Annotated in this window: 12 protein-coding genes; 11 read left to right on the top strand and 1 reads right to left on the bottom strand. The window is 72.4% G+C overall.

The features are described from left to right. Nucleotides 1-43: 43 nt before the first annotated feature. Nucleotides 44-2,848, top strand: a complete 2,805-nt coding sequence (locus tag ACOJV9_RS09770; RefSeq protein ID WP_420185016.1) for an alpha/beta fold hydrolase — start codon at nt 44-46, stop codon at nt 2,846-2,848. Next, nucleotides 2,845-3,669 (top strand): ABC transporter permease subunit, encoded by an 825-nt coding sequence (locus ACOJV9_RS09765; protein ID WP_420185015.1) that lies wholly within the window; start codon nt 2,845-2,847, stop codon nt 3,667-3,669. Before ACOJV9_RS09770 ends, ACOJV9_RS09765 begins: the two co-directional genes overlap by 4 nt. On the opposite strand, the gene ACOJV9_RS09760 is transcribed toward ACOJV9_RS09765, so the two are convergent. Next, nucleotides 3,662-6,334 carry an AMP-binding protein gene (locus ACOJV9_RS09760; RefSeq protein WP_420185014.1) on the bottom strand — a complete coding sequence of 891 codons (2,673 nt, stop codon included), beginning with the start codon at nt 6,332-6,334 and terminating at the stop codon, nt 3,662-3,664. The genes ACOJV9_RS09765 and ACOJV9_RS09760 overlap by 8 nt on opposite strands. 84 nt (nt 6,335-6,418) lie before the next feature. On the opposite strand from ACOJV9_RS09760, the gene ACOJV9_RS09755 reads away from it, so the two are divergent. From ACOJV9_RS09755 to gyrB, 9 genes are all read left to right on the top strand, one after another. Beyond that, a complete protein-coding gene (locus ACOJV9_RS09755) occupies nt 6,419-7,450 on the top strand; it encodes an extracellular solute-binding protein (protein ID WP_420185013.1) in 1,032 nt (343 codons plus the stop codon). A 32-nt stretch (nt 7,451-7,482) separates the two neighbouring features. After that, on the top strand, nt 7,483-9,153 hold the full coding sequence (locus ACOJV9_RS09750; protein ID WP_420185012.1) for an ABC transporter permease: 1,671 nt from the start codon (nt 7,483-7,485) through the stop codon (nt 9,151-9,153). Next, on the top strand, nt 9,150-10,265 hold the full coding sequence (locus tag ACOJV9_RS09745) for an ABC transporter ATP-binding protein (RefSeq protein WP_420185011.1): 1,116 nt from the start codon (nt 9,150-9,152) through the stop codon (nt 10,263-10,265). The genes ACOJV9_RS09750 and ACOJV9_RS09745 overlap by 4 nt, the downstream gene beginning before the upstream one ends. 229 nt (nt 10,266-10,494) lie before the next feature. Then, the gene (locus ACOJV9_RS09740) at nt 10,495-11,472 is read left to right on the top strand and encodes a methionine ABC transporter ATP-binding protein (RefSeq protein ID WP_420185010.1); all 978 of its coding nucleotides are present in this window, start codon (nt 10,495-10,497) and stop codon (nt 11,470-11,472) included. Next, nucleotides 11,469-12,146, top strand: coding sequence for a methionine ABC transporter permease (locus ACOJV9_RS09735; protein WP_420185009.1), 678 nt, complete (start codon nt 11,469-11,471; stop codon nt 12,144-12,146). Before ACOJV9_RS09740 ends, ACOJV9_RS09735 begins: the two co-directional genes overlap by 4 nt. Nucleotides 12,147-12,265: 119 nt before the next feature. After that, nucleotides 12,266-13,117: a MetQ/NlpA family ABC transporter substrate-binding protein gene (locus ACOJV9_RS09730; protein ID WP_420185008.1), complete on the top strand. Its 852-nt coding sequence runs from the start codon at nt 12,266-12,268 to the stop codon at nt 13,115-13,117. Between the two features lie 370 nt (nt 13,118-13,487). Further along, entirely contained in the window at nt 13,488-13,961 is a 474-nt protein-coding gene (locus tag ACOJV9_RS09725; RefSeq protein WP_420185007.1) for an acyl-CoA thioesterase, read from the top strand. Between the two features lie 32 nt (nt 13,962-13,993). Further along, a complete protein-coding gene (locus ACOJV9_RS09720; protein WP_420185006.1) occupies nt 13,994-14,749 on the top strand; it encodes a hypothetical protein in 756 nt (251 codons plus the stop codon). Between the two features lie 222 nt (nt 14,750-14,971). After that, complete coding sequence (gene gyrB / locus ACOJV9_RS09715; protein WP_420185005.1) at nt 14,972-17,113, top strand: DNA topoisomerase (ATP-hydrolyzing) subunit B; 2,142 nt, start codon at nt 14,972-14,974, stop codon at nt 17,111-17,113. Nucleotides 17,114-17,156: the final 43 nt, after the last annotated feature.

Below are 17,156 nucleotides of genomic sequence, written 5' to 3'. Positions count from 1 at the left end.
GGCACGAACCGGTCCCCCTGACGTCGTCGCGAGAGGATGAGCCATGCAGCGGCTCGCTCAGGCACGGCGTCGCGGGGTGGTCGTTCCGCTTCTGGCCGGGCTCGTCCTCGTCGGCGCTCCCTTGGGCGGCGTCTCGGCCGAGACCGCGGACCCCGACGTCAGGACCTCCGACCAGCTCGTGGACGTCGGCCCGGAGGGTGACGGGACGGCCGTCCGGCTCGACACCCGCCTGCACCTGCCGGCCGGTGACGGGCCGCACCCGGCGGTGCTGCTCGCCCACGGCTTCGGCGGCAGCAAGGAGTCCGTCGACCGCGAGGCCAGGCAGTACGCCGCCGACGGCCACGTCGTCCTGACCTTCACCGCGCGCGGCTTCGGTCGCTCCGGAGGCCGCATCCACCTCAACTCGCCCGACCACGAGGTGAAGGACGGCGTCGCTCTCCTCGACCTCCTCGCCGTCCGCCCCGAGGTCAGCAAGGACGGAGCCGGTGACCCCAAGGTCGCCGTCGTCGGCGGGTCCTACGGTGGCGCCTTCGCGCTCATGCTCGCCGGGGCCGACCGGCGCGTCGACGCCACGGTGGCCGCGATCACCTGGCACGACCTCTCGACCGCGCTCTTCCCGCAGGCGGCGGCGGGCAGCACCACCCCCGGCCCCTACAAGCAGCTCTGGGGCACCCGGTTCTTCGGCGCGAGCGTCGGCTCGATGGCCGGCGGGTCGTTCGGCGCCGCACCCACGCCTGCACCGTCCGGCTCCGGCAACCCCGCCGAGCTGCTGTGCGGCCGCTTCGACCGGACCCTCTGCACCCAGCTGCAGGACGCCGCCGAGACCGGCCGGCCGAGCGCAGAGCTCACCGCGACCCTGCGCCGCAACAGCCCCCGCGCGACCATCGGCACCGTCACCGCGCCGACCCTGCTCGTCCAGGGCGAGGCCGACACCCTCTTCGGGCTCGACCAGGCCGACGCCAACGCCGCCGGGCTGGCCGCGGCCGGCACCCGGCACGCGGTCCGGTGGACCGACGGCGGGCACGACGGCGCCTCCTCCAACCCCGGCCTCGACGAGGACGCCGCCCGCACCTGGCTCCGGACCTATCTCGAGGGCAGCCGGACGGACCCGCTCCCCGTCCCCGCGTTCAGCTACGCGCTGCCCGTTCCGCGCCGGAGCAACAGCGCGCCGGTGGCCACGCTCGACACCTACCCCGGCCTGCGGGCCGGCTCCCAGCAGGTGCGCCTGCGCGCCCCCGACGAGCCCGCCGTCCTGCTCACTCCGCCGGGCGGCCAGCCGAGCTCGATGACGTCCCTGCCCGGCCTCGGCTCCCTCGAGCTGCCGACCTACCGGCTCGCGGCGCTTCCCGGGATGTCGGCCGCCTTCGACAGCTCGGTCTTCGAGCGGTCGCTCACCGTCGTGGGTGCGCCCAGGGTGGGGCTCACCGTCACCTCGACCGGCAGCGAGGCGACGCTCTTCGTCTCGCTCTGGCGGGTAGAGGGCACCGATGCGGTCCAGCAGCGGGCCCTGACGGCGCCGGTGCGGGTCGCGCTGACACCCGGCCGGCCCACCGACGTGACCGTCGACCTGCCCGCCTCGGTGTGGTCGATGGCCGCCGGCAGCCAGTGGCGGGTGCTCGTCACCTCGACCGACAGCTCCTTCACCTCACCGCGCGAGGCCCGCGCCGACCGGGTCAGCCTGACCACGCCCACCCTCACCGTGCCCACGGCGACCGGCCGCCTCCTCCCGACGACCACCGAGCGCGACACCGAGTCCATCGCCCTCGCCGGCGGGATCGCCGGGCTCCTCGCCCTGATCGGAGGGTCCGCGCTCTGGCGCAGCCGCCGCCGCCACCGCGAGGTCCCTCGCGAGGACTACGCCGACGTCCCGCTCGTCGTCGACCGGCTCGTCAAGACGTATGCCGACGGGCACCGGGCCGTCGACGACGTCTCGTGGCGGGCCGAGCGCGGCCAGGTCGTGGGCCTGCTCGGTCCCAACGGCGCCGGCAAGACGACGACGATGCGGATGATCCTCGGCCTCATCACCCCCGACTCCGGCTCGGTCCACGTCCTCGGGCGCCCGGTGCACCCGGGGTCGGAGGTGCTCGGCCGGGTCGGTGCCCTCGTCGAGGGGCCGGGCTTCCTGCCGCACCTCACCGGCCGGCAGAACCTCGAGGCCTACTGGGCCGCCACCGGCCGCCCCGCCGAGGAGGCCGAGCTCGACGACGCCATCGCGGTGGCGGCGCTCGGCGGCGCCCTCGACCGGCCGGTGCGCACCTACAGCCACGGCATGAAGCAGCGCCTCGGGATCGCCCAGGCCATGCTGGGCCGGCCCGAGGTGCTCTTCCTCGACGAGCCGACCAATGGCCTCGACCCGCCCCAGATCGCCGCGATGCGCCCGATGCTCCAGTCGTATGCCGCGTCCGGACGCACCGTCGTCGTCTCCAGCCACCTGCTCGCCGAGGTGGAGCTGACCTGCACCCACGTCGTCGTCATGCACGCCGGCCGGGTCGTCACCGCCGGGCCGGTGTCCGAGCTGCTCTCGAGCGAGGACACCACCGTCTTCGAGCTCGCGTCGGCCGCCTCCTTCGCCCCGGCGCGGGCGGCACTCACGGGGGCGAACGGCATACGGTCGGTCGAGACGATCGACGACCCGTCCAAGGTGACGCTCACCGTCGTCTCCGACCTGCCGCGCGAGGCGGTCGTGCGCGCGGTCGTCGAGTCCGGGGCCGAGGTCGTCGGGGTCGGCAGCCGGCGCCACCTCGAGGAGGTCTTCCTCGGGGTCATCGCGTCCTCGCAGGCGAGCTCCGACGGCTCGACCGGTGACACTGCGCTCGTCGAGCGCCTGCGACAGGTGCGCGCCCGATGAGCCGCCCCCTGTCCTGGCGGGCCGAGCTGCGCCGTCAGCTCGGCCGGCGCCGGACCCTCTGGATCCTCGGCATCGTCGCCGCGCTGCCGCTGATCCTCGTCACCGCGTTCTCCCTCGACAGCGACCCGGGCCGCCCGGGCGACCCGACGGTGCGGCTCGTCGACCTCGCGACCGGCGGCGGGCCGAACTTCACCGTCTTCGCGTTCTTCGTCTCCGCGGAGCTGCTCCTCTTCATCGTCGCCGCCCTCTTCGCCGGCGACCCGGTGCCCGCCGAGGCGTCGTGGGCCTCGCTGCGCTACCTGCTCACGGCACCGGTGACCCGCGCCCGCCTGCTCACGAGCAAGCTCGTCATCGGATTCCTGTCGACGGCGGCGCTGGTCGTCACGCTGCCGGTCTGGGCGCTCCTCGTCGGGACGCTCGCCTACGGGCAGGAGCCTTTCAGCATCCTCGGCGGCGGCGAGCTGCCCTGGGGTGAGTGGTTGCCGCGGATGGCGATCGCGGTCGGCTACGTCCTCGTCATGGTCGCGCCGATCGGCGCCTTCTCGTTCTGGGTGGGGGTCCGCAGCCAGACTCCGCTCGCCGCGGTCGGTGGCGCGCTGATCCTGCTCATCGTCTCGGGCATCCTCGACTCGATCGACGCCCTCGGGGACTGGCGCAAGGGGCTGCCGGGCCACTACTCCCGGGCGTGGCTCGACCTACTCGTCTCGGGCCCCATCGACTGGACCGACCTGCGGCACGGCGCGCTGTGGGCCGTCCTCTACACGGTCCTCTTCGTCGGTCTGGGCTACCGGCGCTTCCGCCGGCAGGACATCCTCAGCTGACGGGGGTGCGGGGAGGCGACACCCGGGAGCCGACCCAGCGGGCCGCCGGTTCGACGAGCGGGGACGAGCCGCGCCAGGCGATCCACCCGGTGACCAGCGCGACGGCCGCGCCGAGGGCCGAGTAGCCCACGCGGCCCATGACCTCCCACTGCACGAGGTAGATGAACAGCGACGCCGACGCTACCGGCACGACCACCGGCACGAGGAACGCCGGCACGCGCACCGAGCGCACCCACAGCAGGACGAGCAGGCCGGCGGCCATCGTGGCGTCGCGCAGCGGGTCGCTGAAGAAGCCGGGGACCACGACGAGCACGTATGCCGTGAGGAGCCACCGCTGCCACGTCGCCGTCGCGCGGGCCATGGCCCACCCGAGGACGAAGAGCCACAGCACCATGGCGGGCCGGCCGTTGACGTGGTGGGAGCCGACGTCGACCAGGCCGAAGCGGACGACGAGGGCGAGCACCGCCAGCCCCATCGGGACGGCGAAGGTCCGGAGCCGCTCGAGCCGGTCGAGCGCCGGGACGCAGAGCAGGAGGGTCACGCCCACGAGCACGTGGACGAGCGCCTCGACGAACCAGTAGCGCCACTGCGCGTGGACGTTGCCGCCGCCGACCGAGGTCAGCAGCAACGGGTTCCACCACGAGTAGCGCTCGTCGACGAGGGTGAGCACGCCGAGCCACACGGCGCTGGGCAGCGCGATCCGCGTCACCGACTCGAGCACGTGGGCCACCCGCTCGGAGCGCGGACCGCCGGAGAGCTGGAAGCGGGCGAACGAGAACCCGGCGACCGCCAGCAGGACGTGCGCCCCGCCCCTGACGTCGAGCACCCCGGCGTGGGTGAGCACGATGACGGCGATGGCGACGCCGCGCAGGACGACCGAGGTCTCGAGCGAGCGCCAGTGGCGCCGCGACGGCCCTTCACCCAGTGCGCGTCCGCGCCGGCTCGTGGGGCCGGGCGAGGCACCGTTCTCGGCGGCCGTGCCGGGTCCGGGCTGGTCGCCGAGCCGGCCGAGCTCACGGACGGGGCGGACGTGCCACGACTCGGGCAGGGTCCCGAGGAGGCCCTCGAGCCGCACCGAGGCCTCGACATAGGAGAGGGAGTCGCCGCGGAGGGTCACGAAGGAGTCGTCGAGCGAGGCGTCGGGGCGGTCGAGCAGCTCGGCGTAGAGCGCGCGGACCCGCTCGGAGACGTCGTCGACGTCACCGTGCTCGCCGACGGACAGCGCTGACGAGGTCGGGCAGGTGCCCGTCCCGAACGCATCGACCAGGGCGGCCAGGGCCGGGCGGTCGAGCTTGCCGGACGCGGTGCGCGGCACCTCGCCCACGTCGGTGACCACGACGGCGGCGCGCGGGACGGCATACCGCTCACTCACCTCGCGGCGCACGGCCGCGGGGTCGACGTCCCCGGTGCCGGTGCCGGTGACGGCGACGAGCAGGCGGTCCCCACCGTCCATGACGAGCACTGGGTGCCCGGCGTCGACGAGGTCGGCCTCGATGCGGTCCAGGTCGATGCGCAGCCCGCACACCTTGGCGAAGCGGCTCCGCCGGCCGACGATCTCGACGAGACCGTCGGCGGTGAAGCGCGCGAGGTCCCCGGTGTGCAGTGAGGTGACGTCCCGGCCGCGGGCGAGGTCGGCGGGTGACGAGGCGTAGCCCATCATGACGTTGCCGCCCTCGTAGACGAGCTCGCCGACCCCGGCCGGCGCACCCTCGACGGGCTCGAGGGAGAAGTGCCCGCCGCGCACGGCGACGCCGATGCTCGTAGGGTGCTCGGCGGCCAGGTGCGTCGGGAGGGTGGCCATCCGCGCGGTGGCCTCGGTCTGGCCGTACATCACCAGGAGGTCGAACCCGCGCTCCTCGCCGAGCGAGGCCCAGCGCCGCACCGACGCCGGGTCCATCCGCCCGCCGGCCTGGGTGAGGAGGCGCAGCCGGGGGAGCGCCATCGACGCGAAGCCGACGGCGTCGAGCAGGTCGAAGGTGTAGGGCACCCCGGCGAGGGTCGACCCACCGGCATGCGTGAACGCTTCCCAGAAGCAGGCGTCGACGACGGACAAGTCGGTGAGCAGCACCCCGGCGCCGACGGAGAGGTGGCTGAGCAGGACCGACAGCCCGTAGCAGTACTGCAGCGGCAGGGTCGTCGCCGCGACGTCGTCGGCTCGCAGCCCGAGCGCGTCGACGATCTGCGCGGCGTTGCAGTCGAGGTTCTCGGTGCTGATCCGCACGAGCTTGGGTGAGCCGGTGCTGCCCGAGGTCGACATCATCAGGGCGAGGTCGGGGTGCAGCTCGTGGGCGCTGCCCTCGCGCCGGGCCTCGAGCACCGCGCCGCGGGCGACGACGTCGGGGTCGTAGGCCTCCCACCACCTCGCCTCGTGTGCCTCACCGGAAGCCAGGGGTTCCACTGGGGCACACAGGAGCACGGGGTGGCCGCCGGCGAGCGCGGCCAGCAGCGTCGTCACGGTCTCGACGTCGTTCGCGGCCTCGAGCAGCACGAGCCGCGGAGCCGCCCCGAGCGCGGCCCGGCGGGCGTCGACGCGGTCGGCCAGGCCGGCATACGTCAGCGTCTCCAGGCCCTCGGGACCGCTCCAGGACAGGGCCGTCGCGCCGCCGAAGGACCGCAGCCGCCCGACGAGGGCGACGCGGTGCCGGGGCAGGGCGGGGGCCGTCATGGCGACTGATGATACGGGGATTTGGTCAGGCTTACCTAACTCCGGTTCAATGGAGGGGTTCGCCACCCAGACCAGGAGCTCCCCGTGCCCCGCACCGCCCGTGTCCTCACCGCCGGCCTCGTCGCGACGGCGACCGTCCTCCCCCTGGCTGGGTGCGGCGTGCTCGGCATCGGTGGCAGCAACGCCGACCTGCAGATCTACTCCGCACGCCACTACGACCTCGAGGGTGCCTTCAAGGACTTCCAGGACGAGACCGGCATCAGCGTCGAGTTCATCTCGGGCAACGACGCCGAGCTGCTCCAGCGGATCAAGGCCGAGGGCGAGGACGGCGAGGCCGACGTCTACATGACCGTCGACGCCGGCAACCTCTGGAACGCCGCCGAGGAGGGCGTCCTGCGGCCGCTCGACTCCACGGCCCTGACCGAGGGCGTGCCCGAGGACCTGCGGGACAGTGGCAACCAGTGGTACGGCCTGGCGATGCGCGCCCGCACGACGATGTACAACCCGGACGCGGTCAAGCCGACCGACTTCGACGCGACGAACACGTATGCCGGCCTGACCGACCCGAAGTGGAAGGACCGCCTCTGCATGCGCGACTCCACCTCGGCCTACACACAGAGCCTCGTCGCCAGCCTCATCGACCTCGACGGCCGCGACAAGGCGCTCGCGACGGTCAAGGGCTGGGTGGCCAACGGCGTCGACATCAAGTCCAACGACGTCGAGCTGCTCAAGGCGATCGACGCCGGCCAGTGCGACGTCGGCATCACCAACCACTACTACCTCGCCCGCGAGCTGAAGAAGAAGCCCGACCTCAAGGTGAAGCCGTTCTGGGCCTCGCAGTCGGGCGCCGGCACGCACGTCAACATCTCCGGCGCGGGGGTCGTGAGGACCTCCGACAACGCGGCCCAGGCGCAGCAGCTCATCGAGTGGCTCGCGACGAAGGGGCAGAGCGCGTTCGTCGACGGCAACCACGAGTACCCCGTCAACGAGTCCGTGAAGCCGGAGCCGGTCATCGGCGAGTTCGGCGAGTTCGAGCGCATGCCGCTGTCGGCCGAGGCCTATGGGTCCCAGAACGCCGAGGCCGTCAAGGTCCTCTCCGAGGCCGGCTACAAGTGACCGACCGGTCGTGAGCCGTCGATGAGCACGCGATGAGCGTGCGAGCGAGCGGGCGGGCCAGCCGGCTCGCCGGGACGGGCCGACCCGCGTGGTCGGCGGCCGTCGTCGTCATCGCGCTGGTGGTCTCGGTGCCGGTCGTCTCGGTGCTCGTCGCCGCCACCGCCTCGGTGGGGTCGCCGGCGTGGCCGGGTGACCTCGGCGAGATGCTGCTCACGACGGTGCTGCTGCTCGCCGGGGTGGCGGTCGGGACGGCGGTGCTCGGGGTGGGCCTGGCGTGGCTCGTCACGGCCTACGACTTCCCCGGACGGCGGGCCTTCTCGTGGCTGCTCGTCCTCCCCCTGGCGATGCCGGCCTACGTCCTCGGCTTCCTCTTCCTCTCGACGTTCGGCGCCGCGGGCGGGCCCGCCCGGGCGAGCCGGGGGCTGTTCGGCGGCTCGAGGGTCGTCGAGCTGCTGGCCGGACCCCTGGGTGCGCCGGTCGTGCTGTCGCTGACGCTCTACCCCTATGTCTTCCTCCTGTCGCGGGCGGCCTTCCGCGGGCAGGGCCAGGCGACGTGGGACGCTGCCCGCATGCTCGGAGCCTCGCCGTGGCGCGCCTTCCGCCAGGTGCTGCTGCCCCTGGCGCGTCCGGCGCTCGCCGGCGGGCTCGCCGTCGTCATGATGGAGACGCTCACCGACTTCGCCACGGTCCAGTACTTCGGCGTCCGCACCGTCTCGGTCGGCGTCTACCTCACCTGGAAGGGCAGCTTCGACTTCGCGTCGGCCGCCCAGCTCTCCGTGCTCGTGCTCGTCTTCGCCGTCATGGTCCTCGCCGGCGAGCGGATCCTGCGCGGCGGCGCCCGCTACGACTCCCGCGGTGGTGGCCAGCGCCCGCCCGCCACGCCGCACCTGCTCACCGGCGCCTCCCGCTGGTGGGCGTTCGCCGCGGCCGGCTCCGTCCTCGCCGCCGGCTTCCTCCTGCCCGTGGTGCAGCTGCTCTGGTGGGCGGTGAGCGCGACGCTCGCGGACTCGTCCGCCCTCTCGACCGGCCGTTTCGCCACCAACCTCACCAACAGCGCCGTCATGGCCGGCCTCGCCGCGCTCGCCTGCGTCGCGCTGGCGCTGCTCGTCACCCACGGCGTGCGCGTCACCGGTGGCCGGCTCGCCCGGGGCGCCGCCCAGCTCACGACCTTCGGGTATGCCGTCCCGGGTGCGGTCATCGGGATCGGTGTCCTCGTCGCCTTCGCCGCCTTCGACGGCTGGCTCGAGGCGCTCGGGGTTCCCGGCGGCACCGGCCTCGTCGTCACCGGCTCGGTGCTCGGCATCCTCGCCTCCTACGTCGTACGCTTCCTCGCGCCGGCCTACCAGGCGGTCGACGCGAGCTTCGCGACGATCTCGCCGTCGGTGACGAACTCGGCCTTCTCGCTCGGAGCCTCTCCGCTGCGGGTGCTGCGCCGGGTTCACCTGCCGCTGTCGCGCTCGGGCATCGCCGTCGCGCTGGTCCTCGTCGCGGTCGACGCCGTCAAGGAGCTGCCGCTCGTGCTGCTGCTGCGCCCGTTCGGGTTCACGACGCTCTCCGTGTGGGTCTACGAGCTCGCCAACGAGAACTTCTGGGAGCAGGCGGCCCTGCCCGCCCTCCTCATCGTCGCGCTGGCGATCGTCCCGGTGTGGTTCCTCGTCCGCCAGGTCCGCCTCGCCGAGCCGCACCGGCAGGTGACGTCATGACCGACGCGCTCGTCCTCGACGCGGTCTCCAAGTCCTACGGCGACACCCCGGCCGTCAGCGACCTCGACCTCGTGATGCCGGAGGGCGAGATCCTCGCGCTCATCGGCCCGTCCGGGTGCGGCAAGTCGACGCTGCTGCGGCTCGTCGCCGGGCTCGAGCGCCCGGACGGCGGCGCGGTCCGCGTCGGCGGCCGGGTCGTCGCCGGGCCGTCCTGGGTTCCGCCGGAGCAGCGCCGCGTCGGGCTCGTCTTCCAGGAGCACGCCCTCTTCCCGCACCTGCGGGTCGGAGACAACATCCGCTTCGGCCTCGACGACCGGCCGCGGGGCGAGCAGGAGGCCCGGGTCCGCGAGGTCCTCGACCTCGTCCACCTCTCGCACGTCGTCGACCGCTACCCGCACGAGCTGTCCGGCGGTGAGCAGCAGCGGGTCGCCCTGGCGCGGGCTCTCGCCCCCCGCCCGGCCGTCGTCCTCATGGACGAGCCGTTCTCGTCGCTCGACGAGTCGCTGCGGGCCCGCGTGCGAACCGACACCGTCGACGTCCTGCGCGCCACCGGCACCACGGCCGTGCTCGTCACCCACGACCAGACCGAGGCGCTCGCCGTCGGCGACCGGGTCGGCGTCATGCGCGAGGGCGTCATCGAGCAGCTCGGCAGCCCCGTCGAGGTCTTCGAGCGACCGGTGAGCCGGTTCGTCGCCTCCTTCATGGGCGACGCCGACTTCCTCCCCGCGGCGCTCGTCGAGGAGGGGCTCGCGTGCGAGCTCGGCCTCGTCACCGTCCGGCGCGACGCCGACCGGGCCGAGATCGTCCTGCGGCCGCACGAGGTCTCGCTCAAGCTGCCCGGACCCGGGGTCCACGGTGCGCCGGCGACCGTCACCCACGTCGAGTACCACGGCGCCTTCGTCCTGCACACCGTCCGCCTGCCCTCCGGGCGCACCGTCCGGTCGTGGCAGCCGCACTCGGTCCGCTACCCCGTCGGCACCGAGGTCCTCGTCTCGATCATCCTCGGCATGATCCCCAGCGTCCTCGTCGGCGAGCGCACCCTCGGGCCCTCACCGGCCAACCCGCCCACCCCCACCCCCGCCGCCCCCTCCCCGTCCGCCCCGTCCGCCTGACCCCGCGACGGGCGTACCCCGCATACCCCCGTCGCCTCCCCCCTTTCCCGCCGGAAGTGGGTTCCTCCCACCTCGCCTGACTGCCGCGGTCAAGCGACGTGAGCGTTTCCCGCCTGAGGTGGGAAAGGTGCTGCGGCCGCCAGAGCGTGGGACCGATTTGATTATGCGAGGGATAACCGTCGATTATGGGTGTGTGGTTGACGATTCATCTGGGGGCCCGGCTCTGGCCGTGCGCGACCTCACCAAGACCTTCGAGTCCCGCAGCGGCGCCGTCACGGCGCTCGACCGGGTCTCCCTCACCGTCCCCCGGGGCGAGATCCACGGCATCGTCGGGCGCTCGGGCGCCGGCAAGTCGACGCTGATCCGCTGCCTCACCGGCCTCGAGCAGCCGACGTCGGGCGACGTGGTCGTCGCGGGCCAGGACATCACCGCCCTGCGCGGCGACCAGCTCCGCGCGGCCCGGCGCCGGTTCGGCGTCGTCTACCAGCACGCCAACCTCCTCGACTCGCGCACCGCCGCCGACAACGTCGCCCTGCCGCTGGAGATCGCCGGCTGGGACAAGGCCCGCATCGACGCCCGCGTCACCGAGCTGCTCGACCTCGTCGGCCTCGCCGACCGCGCCCAGAACCACCCGGGCCAGCTCTCCGGCGGCCAGCAGCAGCGCGTCGGCATCGCCCGCGCCCTGGCCGCCGACCCCGAGATCCTCCTCTGCGACGAGCCCACCTCGGCGCTCGACGCGAGCACGACCGGCTCGATCCTCGGCCTGCTCCGCGAGCTGCGTGACCGGCTCGGCATCACCATCGTCATCATCACCCACGAGCCGTCCGTCGTCCGCGAGGTCTGCGACGCCGTGACCCTCCTCGGTGACGGCGCCGTGCTCGAGCAGGGCCGCCTCGGCACGCTCATCTCCGACCCGACCAACCGCCTGCACCGCGAGCTCATCCCGCTCGTCGAGCCGGCGCAGGACGGGTTGACCCGTCTCCAGGTCGCCCTCGGCCACCCGGACGCCACGGTCGGCACCATCGACGGCATCGTCGCGCTGCTGCGCCGCGAGGGCATCGAGTCCGACGTCGCCGCCGCGACCGTCGAGACGATCGCCGGCCGCCGAGTCGGGCGTCTCCTCGTCGAGCTCGCCGACCCGAGCCAGGTCGAGCGCGCCCACGGCGTCCTCGACACCGCCAACCTCCACCCGGAGGTGGCGGCATGAAGACCGAGGGCGAGTGGCTCGACAACCCCGTCATCACCGAAGGCCTGCCGACGGCGCTCTGGGAGACGCTGGCGATGACCATCGGGTCAGCGGCGATCACCGCCCTGCTCGGCGTCGTCGTCGGGGTGCTCCTGCACAACAGCTCACCGGGTGGCATAGCGCCCAAGCCCGGCCTCAACCGTGTCCTCGGCGCGGTCGTCAACGTCGGGCGCTCGCTGCCGTTCCTCATCCTGATGATCGCGATCATCCCGTTCACCCGCTTCGTCGCCGGCACCACCGTGGGGTGGCGGGCGATGATCGTGCCGCTGACCATCGGCGCCGTGCCGTTCTTCGCGCGCCTCGTCGAGACCTCGCTGCGTGAGGTGTCGTCCGGCAAGGTCGAGGCGGCCACGATGATGGGCGCGACCCGCTGGGACGTCACCCGCAAGGTGCTCCTGCCCGAGGCCCTGCCCGGCATCGTCGCCGGGCTGACGACGACCGTCATCGCCCTCATCGGCTACAGCGCCATGGCCGGCGCCGTCGGTGGTGGCGGCCTCGGGGCGACCGCGATGTCCTACGGCTACAACCGCTTCCAGACCGACGTGATGATCGCCGCCGTCGTGCTGCTCGTCGTCGTCGTGCAGCTGGTGCAGGTCGTCGGCGACCGCGTCGCCCGCGCCGTCGACCACCGCTGACCGCTCCCTTCCGTGCGGCGTATGCCGCCCGCTCCGACACCGTCGTCGGCCCACCTGATCCGCCGCGCACGCGGCATACAGACGTCGGCCGCCAGGCCGGCACACCGAAAGGAATGCCCATGTTCCCGTTCCCCCGTCGTGGTCTCGTCGCCGGAGTGTCCGTGCTCGCCGCCATGAGCCTCACCGCGTGCGGCGCCGGAGGCGGCGACACGAGCGGCCCCGAGGCCAATGACGAGGGCGTCACCACGCTCGTCGTCGGTGCCTCCCCCACGCCGCACGCCAAGATCCTCGAGTTCGTCGACAAGGAGCTCGCTCCGAAGGCCGGCCTCGACCTCGACATCAAGTCCTTCGACGACTACGTCCAGCCCAACGTCCAGCTCGCCGAGGGCACCCTCGACGCGAACTACTACCAGCACCTGCCCTATTACGAGGCGCAGGTGAAGGACCGCGGCTACGAGTTCGCACACTACGACGGCGTCCATGTCGAGCCGTTCGCGCTGTACTCCAAGAAGGTCACGGACGTGAACGCGCTGCCCGAGGGCGCCCAGGTCGGCATCAACAACGACCCGTCGAACCAGGGCCGCGCCCTCGAGCTCCTCGCCAAGGCCGGTGTCATCACCCTCAAGGAGGGCAAGGACGCCACCAACGCGACGATCTACGACGTCGACCAGAACGCCAAGAAGCTGAAGTTCGTCGAGACCGACCCGGCCCAGCTCGTGCGCTCGCTCGACGACCTCGACGTCGCCGTCATCAACGGCAACTACGCCCTCGAGGCCGACCTGTCGCCGTCCAAGGACGCCATCCTCGTCGAGGACGCGGAGGGCAACCCCTACGCCAACTTCCTCGCCGTGCAGGAGTCGGACAAGGACAACGCCGCGCTCAAGAAGCTCGACGAGCTGCTCCACTCCCCCGAGGTCAAGGCCTTCATCGAGAAGACCTGGGCCGACGGGTCGGTGCTCCCCGCCGCCTGAGGGTCCCGCTGACGGACCGTTCGCCCGCTGACGCGGAACCGTCGGTCGACCTCTCAGCCTCGCCCCGATCCACCTCTGAGGACTCGGACACCTCCCTTGGTCCAACAGTGTCTTTGCTGCGCCTCGTGACGCACGGGCACCCCCATTCGCATTCGCAGGTGACGCAGATGGGGGTGTCCTTGCATCGCCACCCGGTGCAAAGACACGTCCCAGGGCGGTAGGGAGGGGCCCCCACCCAAAGGCCGTTCCTCCCACGACGCGTCGCCGTATGCCGTGGCTCGCGCCGCGTCGTTGGGGCGACGTCCGCGTCGTGCGTGGTGGGTGTGTGCCCAGCACGGAGCGTCCGACGGGCCCAACTAGCCTGAGCCGCATGACCTCGGAGCTGCCCGACCCCCGCACCCTCGAGCGCGCGGACTTCCCCGAGATCCAGCGGGTCTCGACGCGGTGGTCCGACAACGACATGTACGGCCACCTCAACAACGCCGTCTACTACGAGCTCTTCGACTCCGTGCTCAACGCCTGGCTCATCCGTGAGACCGGGATCGACGAGACGGTGTCGGAGGCCATGGGCGTCGTCGCGGAGTCGTCGTGCCGGTTCTACTCCGAGCTGGCCTACCCGCAGCCGATCGACGTCGGGGTCCGGGTCGAGCGGGTCGGCACCAAGAGCGTGACGTTCGCCTTCGGCCTCTTCGCCGACGGCAGCGACGCCATCGCCGCCCACGGGCTGTGGGCGCAGGTCTACATCGACCGGGTGGGGCGGCACACGGTCGCCCTGCCGGACGTCGTGCGCGAGGTGGTCGAGCGCACCGCGGCCGCCCAGCCCGCCCGCAGCGTGGCGGAGTAGTCACACCAGTCACTCCCGTTACAGTGGGTACCATGACCACCCGGGGATCCCTGCTGTCTGCCCGCCGCCTCCGCCTGGGGAGCGCGGCCGTGCCGATGCTCGTCGCCGTACTCGCGTTGGGTGCCTGCTCCGACGACGAGCCGACCGCCGCGCCGGCGACCTCGCCGAGCACGAGCGACACCGCCAGCGCGACGCCGTCGCCGACCCCCACGACGGAGACGCCGAACCCCACCCACACCCCGACGGTCACGGAGACGCCGAGCGCCACCCCGTCGGCGACGCCGACCGTGCGTCCCTCCGCCACCCGCACGTCGTCGGCCTCGCCCTCCGCGAGCCGCACCACGGCCGCCTGCGCCGCCGGCAGGGCGGGTGCCGCCGACACCACCGGCATGGCTCCGGCAGCAGCCGCCACCGCCAAGAAGCTCCTCTCGGCCGCCAAGAAGTGCGACGCCGCGACCCTCGTCGCGATGGCGAAGGCCGACGGCACCGGCCTCGCCGGCGACCGGGCGCCGGCCACGGTCTTCAGCGCCGGCACGCCCCAGAACTTCGTCGCCCTGGCGACCCTGCTCACGATGGTTCCCACCGAGACCTTCGACGGCACGATCCAGCCGCGGGTCTTCTCCGAGCAGTACGCCGAGACCGACGCCGAGTGGGACGCGGTCGTCTCCGCCGGTCTCGTCACCCGGGCCTCCGCCGAGAGGATGCGCCAGCAGGACGGCGGCTACACCGGCTACCGCGTCGGGATCGCCGGCGACGGCACCTGGACCTTCTTCACCACCGGCCGCTGAGCTCTTCGGCGCTCTCGCGAAAGCCGCCCCAGACGGCCTCAGAGGGGTGGGGGCCGTATGCCGGGTCGGAAACACCTCTGAAATGTCGAACAAACCGCCCTCACGGGCCTCCACTGGCGTGCGCTTACGGTCCTGACAGGTAAACTTCGGGGTGAACGTCGCGCCCAGGGTGCACTTGCGCCCCGGGCGCGCGGCATGAGCCACGCCAGCCGAAGGAGCCCCGTGCCCAGCACGCCCGACGACAACAGCATCGCGACGCCCGCCGACCTCGAGTCCCCGCTCGACTCCGGCGCCGACAGCGGCCTCGACAGCACCCCCGAGGTGGCGCCGGGCGACACGTCCGGACGGACGACCACCCCGGGTCGGTCCTCGTCAGCGGTCGCCCACGACGCGGCATACGACGCCTCGGCGATCACCGTCCTCGAAGGCCTCGAAGCGGTCCGCAAGCGCCCCGGCATGTACATCGGGTCCACCGGCGAGCGTGGGCTGCACCACCTCGTCTGGGAGATCGTCGACAACTCCGTCGACGAGTCCCTCGCCGGCCACGCCGACACGATCGACGTCACCCTGCTCGAGGACGGCGGCGTCCGGGTCACCGACAACGGCCGAGGCATCCCGACGGGCATGAACGAGGCCTACGGCGTCTCCACCGTCGAGCTCGTCCTCACCCAGCTCCACGCCGGCGGCAAGTTCGGCGGCGGCGGCTACAAGGTGTCCGGTGGCCTCCACGGCGTCGGCTCCTCCGTCGTCAACGCCCTCGCCACCCGGCTCATCGCCGAGGTCCGCCAGCTCGGGCACGTGTGGCGGATCGAGTTCGACCACGGCGAGCGGATCGCCCCGCTCGAGAAAGTCGGCGAGACCGACGAGACCGGCACGACGATCACCTACTGGGCCGACGACCAGATCTTCGAGACGGTCGACTACGACTACGAGACGATCCGGGCCCGCTTCCAGCAGATGGCCTTCCTCAACAAGGGCCTGACGATCAACCTCGTCGACGAGCGCGTCCAGGAGGCCGCCGACGAGGACGAGGCCGACGACGTCGCCGGCAACGAGACCCGCAAGCGCAAGGTCTCCTACCGCTACGACAACGGCCTCGTCGACTACGTCACCCACCTCGTCTCGAGCAAGAAGTCCGAGCCGGTGCATCCCGAGATCATCAGCATCGAGGTCGAGGACCAGGCCCGCGAGCTCAGCCTCGAGCTCGCAATGCAGTGGACGGGCTCCTACAGCGAGTCGGTCCACACCTACGCCAACACGATCAACACCCACGAGGGCGGCACCCACGAGGAGGGCTTCCGCTCCGCCCTCACGAGGATGATCAACGACTTCGCCCGCGAGCAGAACCAGCTCAAGGACAAGGACGAGAACCTCACCGGCGACGACGTCCGTGAGGGCCTCACCGCCGTCATCAGCGTCAAGCTCGGCGAGCCGCAGTTCGAGGGCCAGACCAAGACCAAGCTCGGCAACTCCGAGGTCAAGGGCTTCGTCCAGCGCGCCATGACCGACTCGTTCGGCGACTGGCTCGAGCGGCACCCGGCCGAGGGCCGCGAGATCGTCCGCAAGGCGATCCAGGCCGCGACCGCTCGCCTCGCGGCCCGCAAGGCCCGCGAGGCGACCCGCAAGCGCGTCCTCGAGTCCGGCGGCCTGCCGGGCAAGCTGCGCGACTGCCAGGCCAAGGACCCTGCGGTCTCCGAGGTCTACATCGTCGAGGGCGACTCGGCCGGCGGCTCGGCCGTGCGTGGCCGCAACCCGCACAACCAGGCGATCCTCCCGATCCGCGGCAAGATCCTCAACGTCGAGCGCGCCCGCCTCGACAAGGCCCTGGCCAACACCGAGGTCCAGGCGCTGATCTCGGCGTTCGGCACCGGCATCGGCGAGGACTTCACGATCGAGAAGGCTCGCTACCACAAGATCGTCATCATGGCCGATGCCGACGTCGACGGCATGCACATCCGCACGCTGCTGCTGACGCTGCTCTTCCGCTTCATGAAGCCGCTCATCGAGGCCGGCTACGTCTACCTCGCGCAGCCCCCGCTCTACCGCATCAAATGGAGCAACGCCGCCCACGAGTTCGCCTTCACCGACCGCGAGCGCGACGCGCTGGTCGCCGAGGGGCAGAGCAAGGGCCGCCGGATGCCCAAGGAGAACGGCATCCAGCGCTACAAGGGCCTCGGCGAGATGGACTACCAGGAGCTGTGGGAGACCACGATGAACCCCGACACCCGGGTCCTGCTCCAGATCACGCTCGACGACGCGGCCGCTGCGGACGAGATCTTCTCGGTCCTCATGGGCGAGGACGTCGAGTCGCGGAGGTCGTTCATCCAACGCAACGCTCGCGACGTGCGCTTCCTCGACATCTGATGCGTATGCCGTCCGCTCGCCTGGCGCTCGCGCCTCGCCCCTG

Origin of the sequence: Knoellia terrae (assembly GCF_048606435.1) — a bacterium.
Lineage (GTDB): Bacteria > Actinomycetota > Actinomycetes > Actinomycetales > Dermatophilaceae > Knoellia > Knoellia terrae.
The sequence above is the reverse complement of the archived record's forward strand: the minus strand, read 5'-3'. Positions and strand labels throughout refer to the sequence as shown.